General features: G+C 71.4%; 12 protein-coding genes. 10 read left to right on the forward strand and 2 right to left on the reverse strand.

The window, feature by feature from the left end; genetic code table 11:
- Nucleotides 1–68: 68 nt before the first annotated feature.
- Both ACFV8H_RS02300 and ACFV8H_RS02305 read right to left on the reverse strand, forming a co-directional pair.
- Nucleotides 69–722, reverse strand: coding sequence for an MBL fold metallo-hydrolase (locus ACFV8H_RS02300; RefSeq protein ID WP_380396166.1), 654 nt, complete (start codon nucleotides 720–722; stop codon nucleotides 69–71).
- A gap of 57 nt (nucleotides 723–779) precedes the next feature.
- Complete coding sequence (locus ACFV8H_RS02305; protein ID WP_380396167.1) at nucleotides 780–1,514, reverse strand: maleylpyruvate isomerase family mycothiol-dependent enzyme; 735 nt, start codon at nucleotides 1,512–1,514, stop codon at nucleotides 780–782.
- A 268-nt stretch (nucleotides 1,515–1,782) separates the two neighbouring features.
- Here ACFV8H_RS02305 and uvrA point away from each other — a divergent pair, with 268 nt between their 5' ends.
- The 10 genes from uvrA to secG all read left to right on the forward strand — a co-directional run bounded on the left by uvrA (nucleotide 1,783) and on the right by secG (nucleotide 14,349).
- Nucleotides 1,783–4,779 carry an excinuclease ABC subunit UvrA gene (gene uvrA, locus ACFV8H_RS02310; protein WP_380396168.1) on the forward strand — a complete coding sequence of 999 codons (2,997 nt, stop codon included), beginning with the start codon at nucleotides 1,783–1,785 and terminating at the stop codon, nucleotides 4,777–4,779.
- A gap of 122 nt (nucleotides 4,780–4,901) precedes the next feature.
- Nucleotides 4,902–5,345, forward strand: coding sequence for a Rieske (2Fe-2S) protein (locus ACFV8H_RS02315; RefSeq protein ID WP_380396169.1), 444 nt, complete (start codon nucleotides 4,902–4,904; stop codon nucleotides 5,343–5,345).
- A gap of 42 nt (nucleotides 5,346–5,387) precedes the next feature.
- Nucleotides 5,388–7,445, forward strand: a complete 2,058-nt coding sequence (uvrC, locus tag ACFV8H_RS02320) for an excinuclease ABC subunit UvrC (RefSeq protein WP_375888359.1) — start codon at nucleotides 5,388–5,390, stop codon at nucleotides 7,443–7,445.
- A 118-nt stretch (nucleotides 7,446–7,563) separates the two neighbouring features.
- Complete coding sequence (gene rapZ / locus ACFV8H_RS02325; RefSeq protein ID WP_375888361.1) at nucleotides 7,564–8,448, forward strand: RNase adapter RapZ; 885 nt, start codon at nucleotides 7,564–7,566, stop codon at nucleotides 8,446–8,448.
- A gap of 64 nt (nucleotides 8,449–8,512) precedes the next feature.
- Entirely contained in the window at nucleotides 8,513–9,598 is a 1,086-nt protein-coding gene (yvcK, locus tag ACFV8H_RS02330; protein ID WP_380396336.1) for a uridine diphosphate-N-acetylglucosamine-binding protein YvcK, read from the forward strand.
- Nucleotides 9,589–10,569 (forward strand): DNA-binding protein WhiA, encoded by a 981-nt coding sequence (gene whiA, locus ACFV8H_RS02335; protein WP_188308910.1) that lies wholly within the window; start codon nucleotides 9,589–9,591, stop codon nucleotides 10,567–10,569. Before yvcK ends, whiA begins: the two co-directional genes overlap by 10 nt.
- A gap of 300 nt (nucleotides 10,570–10,869) precedes the next feature.
- Complete coding sequence (gene gap, locus ACFV8H_RS02340; RefSeq protein ID WP_375888364.1) at nucleotides 10,870–11,874, forward strand: type I glyceraldehyde-3-phosphate dehydrogenase; 1,005 nt, start codon at nucleotides 10,870–10,872, stop codon at nucleotides 11,872–11,874.
- Nucleotides 11,875–12,026: 152 nt separating this feature from the next.
- Entirely contained in the window at nucleotides 12,027–13,232 is a 1,206-nt protein-coding gene (locus tag ACFV8H_RS02345) for a phosphoglycerate kinase (protein ID WP_380396170.1), read from the forward strand.
- Between the two features lie 7 nt (nucleotides 13,233–13,239).
- Complete coding sequence (tpiA, locus tag ACFV8H_RS02350; RefSeq protein ID WP_375888370.1) at nucleotides 13,240–14,025, forward strand: triose-phosphate isomerase; 786 nt, start codon at nucleotides 13,240–13,242, stop codon at nucleotides 14,023–14,025.
- 87 nt (nucleotides 14,026–14,112) lie between these two features.
- Nucleotides 14,113–14,349, forward strand: coding sequence for a preprotein translocase subunit SecG (gene secG, locus ACFV8H_RS02355; protein ID WP_375888373.1), 237 nt, complete (start codon nucleotides 14,113–14,115; stop codon nucleotides 14,347–14,349).
- The last annotated feature ends 204 nt before the right edge of the window (nucleotides 14,350–14,553 follow it).

A 14,553-nucleotide genomic window follows, 5' to 3' on the forward strand; every position in this document is an offset into this window, starting at 1 on the left:
CGGGCCCCCGGCGCGGGGCCCCGGCGCCGACCTGGGCGTCGCGGGGCCCCTTCGCGTCCGGGGGCGGGCTACCAGCCGCGATCGCGCCACTCGGCGAGGTGCGGGCGCTCGGCGCCGAGGGTGGTGTCGTTGCCGTGGCCGGGGTAGACCCAGGCCTCGTCGGGCAGGACGTCGAAGATCTTCTCGTTGACGTCCCGGAAGAGGCTGTCGAAGGCCGCCGGGTCGCCCCAGGTGTTGCCGACGCCGCCCGGGAAGAGGCAGTCGCCGGTGAACACGTGCGGGTGGCCCTGGGGGTCGTCGTAGACCAGCACGATCGCGCCCGGGGTGTGCCCGACCAGGTGCCGGACGGTGAGCCCGACCTCGCCGACCCGCAGGGTGTCGCCGTCCGCGAGCCGCAGCTCGGTGGGTACGGGGATGCCCTCGGCGTCGTGCTCCCCGGCGGCGGTGCGGGCGCCGGTGGCGGCGACCACCTCGGCCAGCGCCCCCCAGTGGTCCTGGTGCCGGTGGGTGGTGACGACGGTCGCCAGGGCGTCCCCGACCGTCTCCAGCAGCACCGGGGCGTCGGCGGCCGCGTCGATCAGCAGCTGCTCGTCGGTGGCCCGGCAGCGCAGCAGGTACGCGTTGTTGTCGTACGGGCCCACGGCCACCTTGCTGATGATCAGGTGGGCCAGCTCGCGCACGTCCGGCGGCCCGCCGACCTTGACCGCTCCGTGGTACGTCATCCGTCCGCTCCTCGTCAGGGTCCGACTGAAACAGGTTTCGGGATCATCCTCGCGCCCTCAGCCCAGCGGGGGAAGCGGGGGGAGGGCGGTGTCGGGGGTGCGGGCCAGGTCGGCGCCGGCGGAGCGGCCGGAGAGCCAGGCGAGCAGGGCGCGGACGGGGCCGCGGACGGTGAGGGCGGCGCCGCCGGTGCCGATCAGGCCCTTGTCCCCGGTGTCCTCGGCGACCAGCTCGACGGCGGGCAGGTCGGCGCCGGCCAGCCTGCTGGCGAGCTTGCGGAACTCGGTGACGGCGAAGACCTCCGGCCAGCGGGCGGGGGTGTAGCCGCCGTCCAGGTCGACCAGGTGGTACTCCAGCTCGCCGAGGCGCTTCCAGACGAGGTCGCAGGCCGGGAAGACCGCGCCCGAGCGGTGGCGCACCTCGGCGGCCCAGTCCTCGGGGGTCATCAGCGCGACGGCCGCCAGGAAGTGCTCGTGGGACTCGCGCAGGTCGGCGAGCTGGGCCTCCAGCGGGCGGGCGGCGCCCTCCTGGATGCCGTCCTCGCGGGCCTGCTCGCTCGCGTACTGCGGGATGTCGGTGCCGGTGCGGGCGCCGGTCAGCAGGTTGACCAGGGAGTCGGCGTTGCGGGAGACGTGGGCGAGTACGTGGCCGCGGGTCCAGCCGGGGAGCGCGGAGGGCTCGGCGAGGGCCTCGGGCGCCAGCCCGGCGACGGTCTCCAGCAGCGCCCGGGTGCCGTCCTCCACCAGGGCCAGGTGGTCGGCGGCGATCGCGGCTGCGGACTGCGGGTCGGTCATCGGATCTGCCTTCTGTACGGGGCGGTGCGTTGCCCGGAGGGGGCTTCGCTCGTTGACCAGCCGACGCTACCGCCCGGTTCCCGGTCCTGAGCAGGGGTTTTTCGGTCCGGGTACGGACGGTCCGGCGGGCGCTGTCACTCGTTCGGGTGGACTCCACTGGACGAAGTCGAGATTCGAACGTCTGAGCTATAGGCTGGCTGCCGCATCCTGGAAGAAGAACACCCCACACACCGCAAGCCCTCTCGTCCGGAGAAAGGCGCCAGAAGCAGTGGCCGACCGCCTCATCGTCCGCGGTGCTCGCGAGCACAACCTCAAGAACGTCTCGCTCGACCTGCCCCGCGACTCCCTCATCGTCTTCACGGGCCTCTCCGGCTCCGGCAAGTCCTCGCTCGCCTTCGACACGATCTTCGCCGAGGGCCAGCGCCGCTACGTCGAGTCGCTGTCCTCGTACGCCCGGCAGTTCCTCGGGCAGATGGACAAGCCCGACGTCGACTTCATCGAAGGCCTCTCCCCGGCCGTCTCGATCGACCAGAAGTCCACCAACCGCAACCCCCGTTCGACCGTCGGCACCATCACCGAGGTCTACGACTACCTGCGCCTGCTGTTCGCCCGGATCGGCAAGCCGCACTGCCCGCACTGCGGCCGCCCGATCGCCAAGCAGTCGCCGCAGGCGATCGTCGACAAGGTGCTGGAGCTCGCCGAGGGCACCCGATTCCAGGTGCTCAGCCCGGTGGTGCGCGAGCGCAAGGGCGAGTTCGTCGACCTCTTCGCCGACCTCCAGTCCAAGGGCTACTCGCGCGCCCGGGTCGACGGCGAGACGGTCCAGCTCGCCGAGCCGCCGAAGCTCAAGAAGCAGGAGAAGCACACCGTCGAGGTGGTCGTCGACCGCCTGACCGTCAAGGAGAGCGCCAAGCGGCGGCTCACCGACTCGGTGGAGACGGCCCTGCGGCTGTCCGGCGGCATGGTCGTGCTCGACTTCGTCGACCTCCCCGAGGGCGACCCGGAGCGCGAGAAGATGTACTCCGAGCACCTCTACTGCCCGTACGACGACGTGTCGTTCGAGGAGCTGGAGCCGCGCTCGTTCTCCTTCAACTCGCCGTTCGGCGCCTGCCCGGACTGCTCGGGCCTGGGCAACCGGATGGAGGTCGACCCGGAGCTGGTCGTGCCGGACGTCGAGCGCTCGCTCGACGAGGGCGCGATCCACCCGTGGTCGGCCGGGCACGCCAAGGAGTACTTCCAGCGCCTGATCGACGCGCTGGCCGGGGAACTCGGCTTCCGCACCGACATCCCCTGGGCCGGGCTGCCCGCCCGCGCCAGGAAGGCGCTGATGTACGGGCACAAGCACCAGGTGGAGGTGCGCTACCGCAACCGCTTCGGCCGCGAGCGCTCGTACAGCACCGGTTTCGAGGGCGCCGTCCCGTTCATCCAGCGCCGGCACACCGAGGCGGAGAGCGACAGCAGCCGCGAGCGCTTCGAGGGCTACATGCGCGAGGTGCCCTGCCCGACCTGCCAGGGCACCCGGCTCAAGCCGGTGGTGCTCGCGGTCACCGTCGAGGACAGGTCGATCGCCGACGTCTCCTCGATGTCGATCAGCGACTGCGCCGAGTTCCTGGGCGCGATGAGGCTCAACGACCGGGACAAGCAGATCGCCGAGCGGGTCCTCAAGGAGGTCAACGAGCGGCTGCGCTTCCTGGTCGACGTCGGCCTGGACTACCTCTCGCTGGACCGCGCGGCCGGCACCCTGTCCGGCGGCGAGGCCCAGCGCATCCGGCTGGCCACCCAGATCGGCTCCGGCCTGGTCGGCGTGCTGTACGTGCTGGACGAGCCTTCCATCGGCCTGCACCAGCGCGACAACCACCGGCTGATCGAGACGCTGGTGCGGCTGCGCGACATCGGCAACACCCTGATCGTGGTCGAGCACGACGAGGACACCATCAAGACCGCGGACTGGGTGGTGGACATCGGCCCGGGCGCCGGTGAGCACGGCGGCAAGGTGGTGCACTCCGGCGCGTTGAAGGGGCTGCTGGCCAACGAGGAGTCGCTGACCGGGCAGTACCTCTCCGGCAAGAGGTCCATCCCGATCCCGGCCGCCCGCCGCGAGCGGGACAAGAAGCGCCAGCTGACGGTGCACGGCGCCCGCGAGCACAACCTCAAGGACGTCACGGTCGGCTTCCCGCTCGGCACCTTCACGGCGATCACCGGCGTCTCCGGCTCCGGCAAGTCGACGCTGGTCAACGACATCCTCTACACCCACCTCGCCCGGGAGCTGAACGGCGCCCGCAGCGTGCCCGGCCGGCACACCCGGATCACCGGCACCGACCTGGTGGACAAGGTGGTGCACGTCGACCAGTCGCCGATCGGCCGCACCCCGCGCTCCAACCCGGCCACCTACACCGGGGTGTTCGACCATGTCCGCCGGCTCTTCGCGGAGACCCAGGAGGCCAAGGTCCGCGGCTACCTGCCCGGCCGGTTCTCCTTCAACGTCAAGGGCGGCCGCTGCGAGAACTGCACCGGCGACGGCACCATCAAGATCGAGATGAACTTCCTGCCGGACGTCTACGTCCCGTGCGAGGTGTGCCACGGCGCCCGGTACAACCGGGAGACGCTGGAGGTGCACTACAAGGGCAAGTCCATCGCCGAGGTGCTGGACATGCCGATCGAGGAGGGGCTGGCCTTCTTCGAGGCCGTCCCGGCGATCGCCCGCCACCTGCGGACGCTCAACGACGTCGGCCTCGGCTACGTCCGGCTCGGCCAGTCCGCGCCGACGCTCTCCGGTGGCGAGGCGCAGCGCGTCAAGCTCGCCTCCGAGCTGCAGAAGCGCTCCACCGGGCGGACGGTCTACGTGCTGGACGAACCCACCACCGGCCTGCACTTCGAGGACATCAGCAAGCTGATCAAGGTGCTCAGCGGGCTGGTGGACAAGGGCAACACGGTGATCGTGATCGAGCACAACCTCGATGTGATCAAGACCGCCGACTGGGTCGTCGACATGGGCCCCGAGGGCGGCTCCGGCGGCGGCACGGTGGTCGCCGAGGGCACCCCGGAGCAGATCGCGGCCTTCCCGGAGAGCCACACCGGCAAGTTCCTGCGGGACATCCTGCCGGGCGACTTCGCCGACGCCCCGGTCGCGGCGCCCGCCAGGAAGGCGCCCGCGAAGAAGGCACCCGCCAAGAAGGCGGCCGCCGCGACGGCCGCCAAGGCCCCGGCGGCCAAGGCGGCCGTCAAGAAGGCCCCGGGCAAGCGGGCCGCCGCGGCGAAGAAGTAGCTCCTGCCCGCCCTGCCGTTCCCGGACGTCCCGCCCTCCTGGACATCCCAGGAGCGGCGGGGCGGGTGCGGCATAGACTTCCGTGGTCCCTCGCAGCAGCAGCACACCGTAGGAGCGCACCGATGTCCGAGGCCCCCGAGACCAGCCCCGCCACCTCCCGGCGCACCCTGCTCTGCGGAGCCGCGGCCGTGCTGGCGGCCGGCGGCACCGTGGCGGTCACCGGCTGCGGCTCCTCCGCCGGCTCCTCGGACACCGGCGGCGCCGCCAAGGGCCCGGTGGACCTCGGCCCGGCCTCGGCCGTCCCGGTCGGCGGCGGCACGGTGTTCCGCGAGCAGAAGATCGTGGTGACCCAGCCGACCGAGGGCCAGTACAAGGCGTTCAGCGCCAAGTGCACCCACGCCGGCTGCATCGTGGACCAGGTGAAGAAGGAGCAGATCCAGTGCCCCTGCCACGGCAGCCGGTTCGGCATCGCCGACGGCGCGGTGCAGGACGGCCCGGCCCCCAGCCCGCTGCCCTCCTACGCCGTCACGGTCGAGGGCGGGAACCTCAAGGTCACTCCGAGCTGAAGCAGTTGATCGACGTGCAGCCGAACTCGGTACGGTGGACCCATGGCTGACCCGAGCACCTACCGCCCGGCGCCGGGCGCGATCCCGACCTCCCCGGGCGTCTACAAGTTCCGTGACGCCCACGGCCGGGTCATCTACGTCGGCAAGGCCAAGAGCCTGCGGCCGCGGCTGTCGTCCTACTTCCAGGACCTCGCCGGCCTGCACCCGCGCACCGCGACCATGGTCACCACCGCCGCCTCGGTGGAGTGGACCGTGGTCGCCACCGAGGTCGAGGCGCTCCAGCTGGAGTACTCCTGGATCAAGGAGTTCGACCCCCGGTTCAACGTCAAGTACCGCGACGACAAGAGCTATCCGGAACTCGCCGTCACCCTCAACGAGGAGTACCCGAGGGTCCAGGTGATGCGCGGGGCGCACAAGAAGGGCGTGCGCTACTTCGGCCCCTACGGGCACGCCTGGGCCATCCGCGAGACCGTCGACCTGCTGCTGCGCGTCTTCCCCGTCCGCACCTGCTCCAACGGCGTGTTCAAGCGCGCCCGGCAGGTCGGCCGCCCCTGCCTGCTCGGCTACATCGGCAAGTGCGCCGCGCCCTGCGTCGGCAAGGTCTCCGCGGACGAACACCGGGCGCTGGCCGAGGACTTCTGCGACTTCATGGCCGGGCGCACCGGCAACTACCTGCGCCGGCTGGAAGAGCAGATGCAGGAGGCCGCGGTCGAGATGGAGTACGAGAAGGCGGCCCGGCTGCGGGACGACATCGGCGCCCTCAAGCGCGCGATGGAGAAGAACGCCATCGTGCTCGCCGACGCCACCGACGCCGACCTGCTGGCCGTGGCCGAGGACGAACTGGAGGCCGCCGTCCAGATCTTCCACGTCCGCGGCGGCCGGGTGCGTGGCCAGCGCGGCTGGGTCACCGACAAGGTCGAGGACGTGGACACCGCCGGCCTGGTGGAGCACGCCCTCCAGCAGCTCTACGGCGGCGCCGGCCCGGACGAGCGCAACGAGTCCGTCCCGCGCGAGGTGCTCGTCCCCGCCCTGCCCGAACCGGCCGCCCCCGTCCGGGAGTGGCTCAGCGGACTGCGCGGCAGCCAGGTCGACCTGCGGATCCCGCAGCGCGGCGACAAGAAGGACCTGATGGCCACCGTGCAGCGCAACGCCCAGCACGCGCTGGCCCTGCACAAGACCAAGCGCGCCTCCGACCTGACCACCCGCAGCCGCGCCCTCCAGGAGATCGCCGACGCGCTGGAGCTGGACTCCGTCCCGCTGCGGATCGAGTGCTACGACATCTCCCACCTCCAGGGCGAGGACGTGGTCGCCTCCATGGTCGTCTTCGAGGACGGCCTGGCCCGCAAGAGCGAGTACCGGCGCTTCCAGATCAAGGGTTTCGAGGGCCAGGACGACGTCCGCTCGATGCACGAGGTGATCAGCCGCCGCTTCCGCCGCTACCTCCAGGAGCGCGAGCAGACCGGCGAGTGGGCCGTCCCGGAGGAGCCCGACGAGGACCAGCCGGGCGACGGCCCGCGCACCGAGGACGGCCGCCCCAAGCGCTTCGCCTACCCGCCGCAGCTGCTGGTGGTCGACGGCGGACAGCCCCAGGTCGCCGCCGCCCAGCGGGCGCTGGAGGAACTCGGCATCGACGACGTCGCGCTGTGCGGCCTCGCCAAGCGACTGGAGGAGGTCTGGCTGCCCGGCGAGGACGACCCGGTCGTGCTGCCCCGCTCCAGCGAGGGCCTCTACCTGCTCCAGCGGGTCCGCGACGAGGCCCACCGCTTCGCGATCGGCTACCAGCGCGCCAAGCGTTCCAAGCGACTCACCGCCGGGGAACTGGACTCCGTCCCGGGCCTCGGCGAGACTCGCCGCCAGGCGCTGCTCAAGCACTTCGGCTCGCTGAAGAGGCTCCGGGCCGCCACCGTCGACGAACTCTGCGCGGTACCCGGCATCGGGCGCCGCACCGCGGAAACTGTTGCGGCGGCGTTGTCGTCCCGTACACCCGCCGCACCCGCGGTCAACACCGCGACCGGCGAGATCATCGAGGACGGGGCTGACGAGGCCGCCGAGCCGGTGGCCGCAGCACCCCAGACCGCACCATCCCAGGAGACGCCATGACGGCCGACGCCGCCCGTCTGTCGGCGCGCCCCGACCCCGCCGGACTGTCCGGGACGGGGAAGGGCGGCCGTGCCGTGCGCGTTCTCCCCAGCAGAAAGACCGAGAGCGGGGAACCGAAGTGACCGTGTCAGACGTGGCCGAGAACGCACCGGAGCTGGTGATCATCTCCGGCATGTCCGGAGCCGGCCGCTCCACCGCAGCGAAGTGCCTGGAGGACCTGGGCTGGTTCGTGGTGGACAACCTGCCGCCGGCCCTGATCCCGACCATGGTCGACCTGGGCGCCCGTTCCCAGGGCAACGTCGCCCGGATCGGCGTCGTCGTGGACGTCCGCGGCCGCCAGTTCTTCGACGACCTGCTGACCTCGCTGGACGAGCTGGAGAAGCGCGGCGTCCGGCTCCGGGTGGTCTTCCTGGACTCCTCCGACGACGCGCTGGTCCGCCGCTTCGAGAGCGTGCGCCGCCCGCACCCGCTGCAGGCCGACGGCCGGATCGTGGACGGCATCGCCCAGGAGCGCGACCTGCTGCGCGACCTGCGCGGCGAGGCCGACCTGGTGATCGACACCTCCAACCTCAACGTGCACCAGCTGCGCGCCAAGCTGGACGCCCAGTTCGCCGACCACGACGAGCCCGAGCTGCGCGCCACCGTGATGTCCTTCGGCTTCAAGTACGGCCTGCCGGTCGACGCCGACCTGGTGGTGGACTGCCGCTTCCTGCCGAACCCGCACTGGGTGCCCGAGCTGCGGGCCCGTACCGGCACCGACTCGGACGTCGCCGACTACGTGTTCCAGCAGCCCGGCGCCAACGAGTTCCTGAACGGCTACGCCGAGCTGCTGCGCATCGTCACCGAGGGTTACCGCAGGGAGGGGAAGCGCTACATGACGCTTGCCGTAGGCTGCACCGGTGGCAAGCACCGTAGCGTCGCCATGTCCGAGCGTCTGACCAAGCGTCTCATCGCCGACGGAGTCGAGACGGTGCTCGTCCACCGTGACATGGGTCGGGAGTAACCGCCGCCTTCCCTGCCGGGCCGCCGGCGGAGCCGGTGGCGGGGCCGAGGAACGCGAGGTGATTGTGGCGGGATACGTGCCCGGGCGACAGCTGCAGAGCAGGACCGCGGAGCGGGCGGCCGGCCCGTCGCCGGGTCGGCCGCGGAGCAGTCCCGCCCGGGCCAATCCGGCCCCCCGGATCACGGCGCTCGGCGGCGGGCAGGGCCTGTCCGCGTCGCTGTCCGCGCTGCGCCGGCTGACCAGCGACCTCACCGCGGTGGTCACCGTCGCCGACGACGGCGGCTCCAGCGGGCGGCTGCGCGAGGAGCTGGGGGTGCTGCCGCCCGGCGACCTGCGCAAGGCGCTGGCCGCGCTGTGCGGGGACGACGACTGGGGCCGCACCTGGTCCGAGGTGATCCAGCAGCGCTTCACCGGCAACGGCGAGCTGGGCGGCCACGCCGTCGGCAACCTGCTGATCGTGGCGCTGTGGGAGAAGCTCGGCGACCCGGTCGCGGCGCTGGACTGGGTCGGCCGGCTGCTGAACGTCCAGGGCCGGGTGCTGCCGATGTCGGCGGTGCCGCTGGACATCGAGGCCACCGTGCGCGGCCACGACCCGGCCCGCCCGGCCGAGCTCACCGCCGTCCGCGGCCAGGCCGACGTGGCCGTCACCCCCGGCACCGTGCAGTCGATCCGGCTGCTGCCGGACGGGCCGCCGGCCGTCCCGGAGGCCGTCACGGCGGTCCGGGAGGCGGACTGGGTGGTGCTCGGCCCCGGCTCCTGGTTCACCAGCGTGCTGCCGCACCTGCTGGTGCCCGAGCTGGCCAAGGCGCTGGTGGAGACCCGCGCCCGCCGCCTGCTCACCCTGAACCTGGCCCCGCAGCCCGGGGAGACCGAGGGCTTCACCCCGCAGCGCCACCTGGAGGTCATCGCCGACCACGCTCCCGACCTCGCGGTGGATGCGATCCTGGTGGACGAGCGCGCCGTCACGGGCGGCGCCTTCGGCCAGGCGGACCTGGCCGGACTGGAGAAGGCCGCCGAGCGGATGGGTGCCGCACTGGTGCTCGGCACGGTGGCCCGCACCGACGGCACCCCGCGACACGACCCGGAGCTGTTGGCAGCCGCGTACGACCGGATTTTCCGGACACATGGAAGGATCGGGCCATGGCGATGACTCCAGCGGTGAAGGACGAGATCAGCCGGCTCCCGGTCACCCGGGCCTGCTGTCGCAAGGCTGAGGTGTCGGCGATCCTGCGGTTCGCGGGCGGGCTGCACATCGTGAGCGGCCGCATCGTGATCGAGGCGGAGCTGGACACCGGCGCGGCGGCGCGGCGGCTGCGCAAGGACCTGCTGGAGATCTTCGGGCACTCCTCCGACCTCGTGGTGATGGCGCCCGGCGGCCTGCGCCGCGGCAGCCGCTTCGTCGTCCGGGTGGTCAAGGACGGCGAGCTGCTCGCGCGCCAGACCGGGCTGGTGGACGGCCGCGGCCGGCCGATCCGGGGCCTGCCCCCGGCAGTCGTCTCCGGGGCCACCTGCGACGCCGAGGCCGCCTGGCGCGGGGCCTTCCTGGCGCACGGCTCGCTCACCGAGCCGGGCCGCTCCTCCTCGCTGGAGATCACCTGCCCCGGCTCGGAGGCGGCGCTGGCCCTGGTCGGCGCGGCCCGCCGGCTCGGCATCCCGGCCAAGGCCCGCGAGGTGCGCGGGGTGGACCGGGTGGTCATCCGCGACGGTGACGCGATCGGCGCGCTGCTGACCCGGCTGGGGGCGCACGAGTCGGTGCTCGCCTGGGAGGAGCGCCGGATGCGGCGCGAGGTCCGGGCCACCGCGAACCGGCTCGCCAACTTCGACGACGCCAACCTGCGCCGCTCGGCCCGCGCCGCGGTGGCGGCCGGCGCCCGGGTGCAGCGCGCGCTGGAGATCCTCGGCGAGGAGGTGCCCGAGCACCTGGCGGCGGCCGGCCAGCTGCGGATGCAGCACAAGCAGGCCTCGCTGGAGGAGCTGGGCGCGCTCGCCGACCCGCCGCTGACCAAGGACGCGGTGGCCGGCCGGATCCGCCGCCTGCTGGCGATGGCCGACAAGCGGGCGGCCGAGCTGGGCCTGCCGAGCACCGAGGCCAACCTGACGGACGAGATGGCGCTCAACTGATCGTTCGCGGTCGATGACCGATCTTCGGTCGGTGTCCGGATTCCGGGCACCGGCCGTCGTCGTGTCCGGGGTCGGACGGGGGTCGGACGGGGATCCGAAATTGGTCAAGACCACTTGACCAGGACCAACGGCCCGGAGGGGTAAGGACGGAGGGCCCCGGAACGCGCCACGCCACGTCTTGCCAGGTGGCGCGATGTGCCCTCCCAGGGTCGGGAGAGGTAGGGTCGTAGGCGGTCGGGGACTTCCCAAATCTCATCCCCGTCGGCTCAGCGCCGGCGTACCTAACGAGGAGATCGGTTCGTGACGATCCGGGTAGGCATCAACGGCTTCGGCCGCATCGGCCGCAACTTCTTCCGCGCCGTCAAGGCCCAGGGCGCGGACATCGAGATCGTCGGTGTCAACGACCTCACCGACACGAAGACCCTGGCTCACCTGCTCAAGTACGACACCACCCTGGGCACCCTCCAGGCCGAGGTCTCGCACACCGAGGACAGCATCACCGTCGACGGCCACACCTTCAAGGTGACCGCCGAGCGTGACCCCGCCAACCTGCCGTGGGCCGCCCTGGGCGTCGACATCGTCGTCGAGTCCACCGGCATCTTCACCAAGGCCGAGGCTGCGAAGAAGCACCTCGCCGCCGGTGCGAAGAAGGTCATCATCTCGGCGCCCGCCACCGACGAGGACGTCACCATCGTCCTGGGTGTCAACGACGAGAAGTACGACGCCGCCAACCACCACATCATCTCCAACGCCTCCTGCACCACGAACTGCGTGGCGCCGATGGCGAAGGTGCTGAACGAGAGCTTCGGCATCGTCAAGGGTCTGATGACCACCGTCCACGCGTTCACCAACGACCAGGTGACCCTGGACTTCCCGCACAAGGACCTGCGCCGTGCTCGTGCGGCCTCGCAGAACATCATCCCGACCTCGACCGGTGCCGCCAAGGCGACCGCCCTGGTCCTGCCGGAGCTGAAGGGCAAGCTGGACGGCACCTCGCTGCGCGTCCCGGTCCCGACCGGCTCGATCACCGACCTGGTCGTCACCCTGGAGCGCGAGGTCACCAAGGAGGAGGTCAACGCGGCCTTCCAGAAGGCGGCGGAGGGTTCCCTCAAGGGCATCCTGGCCTACACCGAGGACCCGATCGTGTCGTCGGACATCGTCAACGACCCGGCCTCCTGCATCTTCGACTCGCAGCTCACCATGGTCCAGGGCAACCAGGTCAAGGTGCTCGGCTGGTACGACAACGAGTGGGGCTACTCGAACCGCGTCGTGGACCTGGTCACCCTCGTCGGTGGCCAGCTCTGACGCAGTGGGAGCTGACGTGATGTAGGGGCGAGGGCCCGGACGGCGACAACGTGCCGACCGGGCCCTCGTTCTGCGTACAAGGACTTCTCAGGCGGCCCCTGCGCCGTGCCGCCTCTGCGCATCAACCATCTCCCCAGGAGACAGAAGAACCCGTGAAGACCATCGAAGACCTGGACGTCGCCGGCAAGCGCGTCTTCGTGCGCGCCGACCTGAACGTCCCGCTGTCGGACGGCCGGATCACCGACGACGGCCGGATCCGCGCCGTGGCGCCGACCATCGCCAAGCTCGTCGAGCGCGGCGCCAGGGTCGTCGTCGCCTCCCACCTCGGCCGCCCCAAGGGTGAGCCGGACCCGCAGTTCTCGCTCGCCCCGGTCGCCGAGCGGCTCGGCGAGATCCTCGGCAAGCCGGTCGCCTTCGCCACCGACACCGTGGGCGAGTCCGCCACGGCCACCGTCGCCGCGCTGTCCGGCGGCGAGGTCGCGCTGCTGGAGAACCTGCGCTTCAACGCCGGTGAGACCAGCAAGGACGACGCCGAGCGCAAGGCCTTCGCCGAGCGGCTGGCCGCCCTGGCCGACCTGTACGTCGGCGACGGCTTCGGCGCCGTGCACCGCAAGCACGCCTCGGTGTACGACCTGCCCGGCCTGCTGCCGCACGCCGTCGGCGACCTGATCGCCACCGAGGTCGGCGTGCTGAAGCGCCTCACCGAGGAGGTCGAGCGCCCGTACGTGGTGGTGCTCGGCGGCTCCAAGGTCTCGGACAAGGTCGGCGTGATCGACAACCTGCTCGGCAAGGCCGACCGCATCCTGATCGGCGGCGGCATGGCGTACACCTTCCTGTACGCGCTGGGCAACGAGGTCGGCATCTCGCTGCTGCAGAAGGACCAGGTCGACACCGTCCTGGAGTACCTGGAGCGGGCGAAGCAGAACGGCGTCGAGTTCGTCCTGCCGGTGGACGTCGCGGTCTCCGCATCCTTCCCCGACACCAAGACCCACGCGCCGGTCGAGGACTTCGCGATCGTCGACGCGGACAAGATCCCCGCGGACAAGGAGGGCCTGGACATCGGCCCGAAGACCCGCGAGCTGTTCGCCTCGAAGCTGGCCGACGCCAAGACCGTGTTCTGGAACGGCCCGGTGGGCGTCTTCGAGCACCCGACCTTCGCCGAGGGCACCAAGGCCGTCGCCCAGGCCCTGGTCGACAGCGACGCGTTCACCGTGGTCGGTGGCGGCGACTCCGCTGCGGCCGTCCGCATCCTGGGCTTCGACGAGAACGCCTTCGGACACATCTCGACCGGCGGTGGCGCGAGCCTCGAGTACCTGGAGGGCAAGACCCTCCCCGGTCTCGCCGCCCTGGAGGACTGAGAAACACATGACTGAGCGTCTCCCGCTGATGGCGGGCAACTGGAAGATGAACCTCAACCACCTCGAGGCCATCCAGCACACCCAGAAGCTGGCCTTCGCGCTGGCCGACAAGGACTACGAGGCCGTCGAGGTCGCCGTCCTGGTGCCGTTCACCGACCTGCGGTCGGTGCAGACCCTGGTCTTCGGCGACAAGTTGAAGATCAAGTACGGCTCGCAGGACATCTCGCGGCACGACGGCGGCGCCTACACCGGCGAGGTCTCCGGACCGATGCTGGCCAAGCTCCAGTGCACCTACGCGGTGATCGGCCACTCGGAGCGCCGCCAGTACCACGGCGAGAACGAGGAGATCGTCAACGCCAAGGTCAAGGCCGCCTACCGGGCCGGGGTCACCCCGATCCTGTGCATCGGCGAGCCGCTGGAGATCCGCAAGGCCGGCACCCACGTCGAGCACACCCTGGCCCAGCTGGACGGCGCCCTGGAGGGCGTCCCGGCGGACCAGGCCGAGTCGATCGTGGTCGCCTACGAGCCGGTCTGGGCGATCGGCACCGGCGAGGTGGCCACCCCGGAGGACGCGCAGGAGGTCTGCGCCGCGATCCGGGTCCGCCTGGCCGAGCTGTACAGCGCCGAGCTGGCCGACAAGGTCCGTGTGCTGTACGGCGGTTCGGTCAAGTCGTCGAGCGCGGCCGGCCTGATGGCCAAGCCCGACATCGACGGCGGCCTGATCGGCGGTGCCTCGCTGGACGCCGACGAGTTCGTCAAGATCGTGCGCTACCGTGAGCAGGCAGTAGGCTAACGCCGCCGCAGCAACGTAGGCTTTGGGGCCGGACCGCCGACAGCGGTCCGGCCCCGTCGCCGAAGATACGAGAGAGTTGGTCCGGTCGTGGTTCTCGGGTTCTCGATTGCCCTGATCATCTTCAGCCTGCTGATGATCCTGCTGGTGCTCCTGCACAAGGGGAAGGGCGGCGGCCTGTCGGACATGTTCGGTGGCGGTGCCATGTCCACCGGTGGCGGTTCGGCGGTGGCCGAGCGCAACCTGGACCGCATCACCATCGTGGTCGGCGTCGGCTGGTTCGCCTCCATCATGGCGCTGGGCCTGGTCCTGAAGTACAAGAGCTGACGCAGCCCTGACGCCCCGTCGCCCGAGCGCCTATCCTGGGACGGTCGGGGGCGGAGGCGATGGTGGCGGAGGCTTAAGTCCTGCTTACACTAGGACGACTTTCGCCACCGACGCGCACCGCGGCGGGTCGGCGCACCAGCACGCAGGGAGTCAGACCGTGGCAAGTGGCAACGCCATCCGTGGGAGCAGGGTCGGGGCAGGCCC

Source organism: Kitasatospora sp. NPDC059827 (assembly GCF_042731675.1).
GTDB lineage: Bacteria > Actinomycetota > Actinomycetes > Streptomycetales > Streptomycetaceae > Kitasatospora.

What these genes read in the sequence shown, in the direction of transcription:
- ACFV8H_RS02300 (WP_380396166.1), bottom strand. Translation starts at nt 722, where the DNA reads ATGACGTACCACGGAGCGGTCAAGGTCGGCGGGCCGCCGGACGTGCGC.
- ACFV8H_RS02315 (WP_380396169.1), top strand. Translation starts at nt 4,902, where the DNA reads ATGTCCGAGGCCCCCGAGACCAGCCCCGCCACCTCCCGGCGCACCCTG.
- uvrC (WP_375888359.1), top strand. Translation starts at nt 5,388, where the DNA reads ATGGCTGACCCGAGCACCTACCGCCCGGCGCCGGGCGCGATCCCGACC.
- ACFV8H_RS02305 (WP_380396167.1), bottom strand. Translation starts at nt 1,514, where the DNA reads ATGACCGACCCGCAGTCCGCAGCCGCGATCGCCGCCGACCACCTGGCC.
- tpiA (WP_375888370.1), top strand. Translation starts at nt 13,240, where the DNA reads ATGACTGAGCGTCTCCCGCTGATGGCGGGCAACTGGAAGATGAACCTC.
- whiA (WP_188308910.1), top strand. Translation starts at nt 9,589, where the DNA reads ATGGCGATGACTCCAGCGGTGAAGGACGAGATCAGCCGGCTCCCGGTC.